We start from the raw sequence: 2,538 nt of genomic DNA, 5'->3' as shown, positions 1-2,538 counted from the left end.
CATATTACGAGCGATTAGTTCAGTGGGAGAATACATCCTTGACAGAAACTGTAAGTTATTTTTTGTCTAAGCATTGATGTATCAGCACTGACGGTATCATAAAACTAAGCAAAATTCTTGTTTAGTTATAGTCAAACTTTGAATACAACACTCCTGTTATTCTGAAATCAGAATGAAGGGGTGTTTTTTGTTGTCTTTTGATTATTTTGAAGAAAAACCAAAAGTGAAAAAGCGACAACCACACAAACGTAAAGATGAAAAAATCATCACTTACGATTTGGTTAAACCCACATTTGAGAACTTTCTTTTAGCAAAACAGAAACAGAATCTCCGCCCAGCATCTTTAAACAAATTTGTAGCGTTATATAAAAGCATACAAAACTTTCATGAATCAAGAAGTGAAGCGCAATTTTATTTAGGACATATTTCCACAGAATTTATTAGTGATTACGTATATTGGTTGAAACATGAATATGTAAAATTCGAGAATAACAGCAATGTTCCCAACTATGCGAAAACAGTTGGTTTGGCAGATGCTTCAATTGCTACAAGAATACGAGGATTGAAAACTTTCATTAAATGGTGCGAAAAAGAAGGACTGATTGAAAAGAATCCGTTTAATTCGTTTGAAGGATTTAAGCAGAACACACCTGATATAGATATTCTTTCGCGAAGTGAATTAAACAATTTGCTGAAAGTGGCAAAATTTTATTCAAATAAATCTTTCAAATATTTTCGAGATTACGTGTTACTACATTTAATTATTGATTCTATGTGCCGTGTATCAGAAGTATTGCTATTATCGCCAGATGATATTGACCACACAAATAAAACGATACTCATTAAATCGGAAAATGCAAAATCGCGTAGAAGTCGTGTTGTTCCATTGAGCAATAAAACATATCGACTATTGATTCAATTATTGAAAGAAAATGAAGCGTTTGAAGATGAAACAGACAATCTTATCTTTTTATCACTTTCGGGGCGTATGTTGAGCAAAAGTAATTTATTACGTGATTTAAAAAAGTGGGCGAGTGAAGCAGGAATCAAAAAGCGATTTTACTTACATTTAATCCGTCATTCAGTCGCTACTGAATTTCTACGTTCATCGGGCGATATTGAATCATTAAGAAAAATTCTTGGACATGCAGATTATCGCACGATTCAAATTTATGTACATTTAGCTGATAGCACTGTACAAGAAAAGCATGCCAATCATGGTTTTTTTGGCAATGAAAATGTAATTCAAAGGAAGCGTTCTAACAAAAGAAAAAAGTAGTTTAGAAGGAATTGAGCTTGTGTTAGTATAGAAAAGTTTACAAAATAAAACCGCCTAACTTCAAACTTTGGACGGAGAGAAGTTAAACGGTTCCCACACAATATCCGAGAGACATTGTTTGTTAATTATAACATTTTGTCTTTCGAATGAGAAGGAGAATGAAAGATGTTATTGAATGCGAAAGCAGAAGAGTTAAGCAAATATTCCAAGTTGAAATATGAAGCTGATAAATTTATCCGTAAAGTAAAAGACGTTTGGGAATACAGCGATCTCCAAATTCGTTGCGTATATTTGATTTCCGATTTAGCGAAAAAGGGGAACGGTGCATTTAGTGTAGCTTACAGCACGCTTCAAAATATGTTTGAACAGCGTTTTAACATGAAAATTTCGTTATCATCAGTGAGACGTTTCTTCTCCTTAATGAGCAAATTAGGGTTAGTATCCGTTCATAAAGCGAAACGAAAAAATGAGCAACAGTCGGCTAACATTTACATAATTGAACAGCAGTCAGAAGCCATTCAAAATGAACACCCTACAGAACAGGCTCCTGAACATCAGAATAGTGTTTCTAAAGAAACACAAAATGATAAACATAAACCCTTAAGTAAAAAATGTGTTAACAAAGAACAAGTTCACAATGAACAAACGATTTACGAAGCGTATCTTGAGTTTGAAAAACAAGGAATAAACCGAGAATTGTTTGACCGAGTGATAAACGATATTAAATCAAAAGCAAATATTAAAAACTTCAAGGCTTACTTGTATAGCTCATTACGAAACGTAGTTCATCACAAAAGTTTAAAGAATTGCACCAAAGTATTTAAAAACCAAAAATTGAACGATTTCCACGAGATATTGATGAATTGAATATTAATATTCAAAAGTTGTGCGTCTCAAATGATTGTATAAACCTTGTAGAATTTACACCGTATCAAATATGCAACAGGTGACGATTACGCAATCATTAGGGGTAGAATAGGCACTATATAGAAAGTATAGAATGAACGGAAAGGAGTAGAAAATGCAATTCTTTAAGAATCGAATCATTCAAACGGTTTTATTCGGATTAGGCGTAACGTTATTGTTTAATATGATTGGCTACATGTTAATCATTCATGCTTTCCCGAAGAATGCCGAGGAAGAGCAACGTATTAAGCAATTTGAACAAGTTCGTAAAGATCGCGCAGAATATTATAAAGACCATCCACACAGAGAGCTTAATGAGCAGTGACGTTTGAGTTTGAAACGTGAGTTAATAC

General features: G+C 33.4%; 3 protein-coding genes. All 3 read left to right on the top strand.

Features of this window, described 5'->3' with window-relative positions:
* Positions 1-190: 190 nt before the first annotated feature.
* The 3 genes from RB298_RS19150 to RB298_RS19140 all read left to right on the top strand — a co-directional run bounded on the left by RB298_RS19150 (position 191) and on the right by RB298_RS19140 (position 2,510).
* Positions 191-1,279 carry a tyrosine-type recombinase/integrase gene (locus RB298_RS19150; RefSeq protein WP_486048050.1) on the top strand — a complete coding sequence of 363 codons (1,089 nt, stop codon included), beginning with the start codon at positions 191-193 and terminating at the stop codon, positions 1,277-1,279.
* Positions 1,280-1,444: 165 nt separating this feature from the next.
* On the top strand, positions 1,445-2,146 hold the full coding sequence (locus RB298_RS19145; protein WP_486048049.1) for a hypothetical protein: 702 nt from the start codon (positions 1,445-1,447) through the stop codon (positions 2,144-2,146).
* A gap of 154 nt (positions 2,147-2,300) precedes the next feature.
* Positions 2,301-2,510, top strand: a complete 210-nt coding sequence (locus RB298_RS19140) for a hypothetical protein (RefSeq protein ID WP_486048047.1) — start codon at positions 2,301-2,303, stop codon at positions 2,508-2,510.
* Positions 2,511-2,538 lie beyond the last annotated feature (28 nt).

The sequence above is a fragment of the Priestia sp. BR_2 genome (assembly GCF_041954005.1).
GTDB classification, from domain to species: domain Bacteria; phylum Bacillota; class Bacilli; order Paenibacillales; family Paenibacillaceae; genus Paenibacillus_AQ; species Paenibacillus_AQ lautus_A.
Note: the sequence above shows the minus strand (reverse complement) of the source record. Positions and strands in the feature narration are given on the sequence as shown.

Coding starts and splice junctions, on each gene's coding strand:
- RB298_RS19140 (WP_486048047.1), top strand. CDS start 2,301: ATGCAATTCTTTAAGAATCGAATCATTCAAACGGTTTTATTCGGATTA.
- RB298_RS19145 (WP_486048049.1), top strand. CDS start 1,445: ATGTTATTGAATGCGAAAGCAGAAGAGTTAAGCAAATATTCCAAGTTG.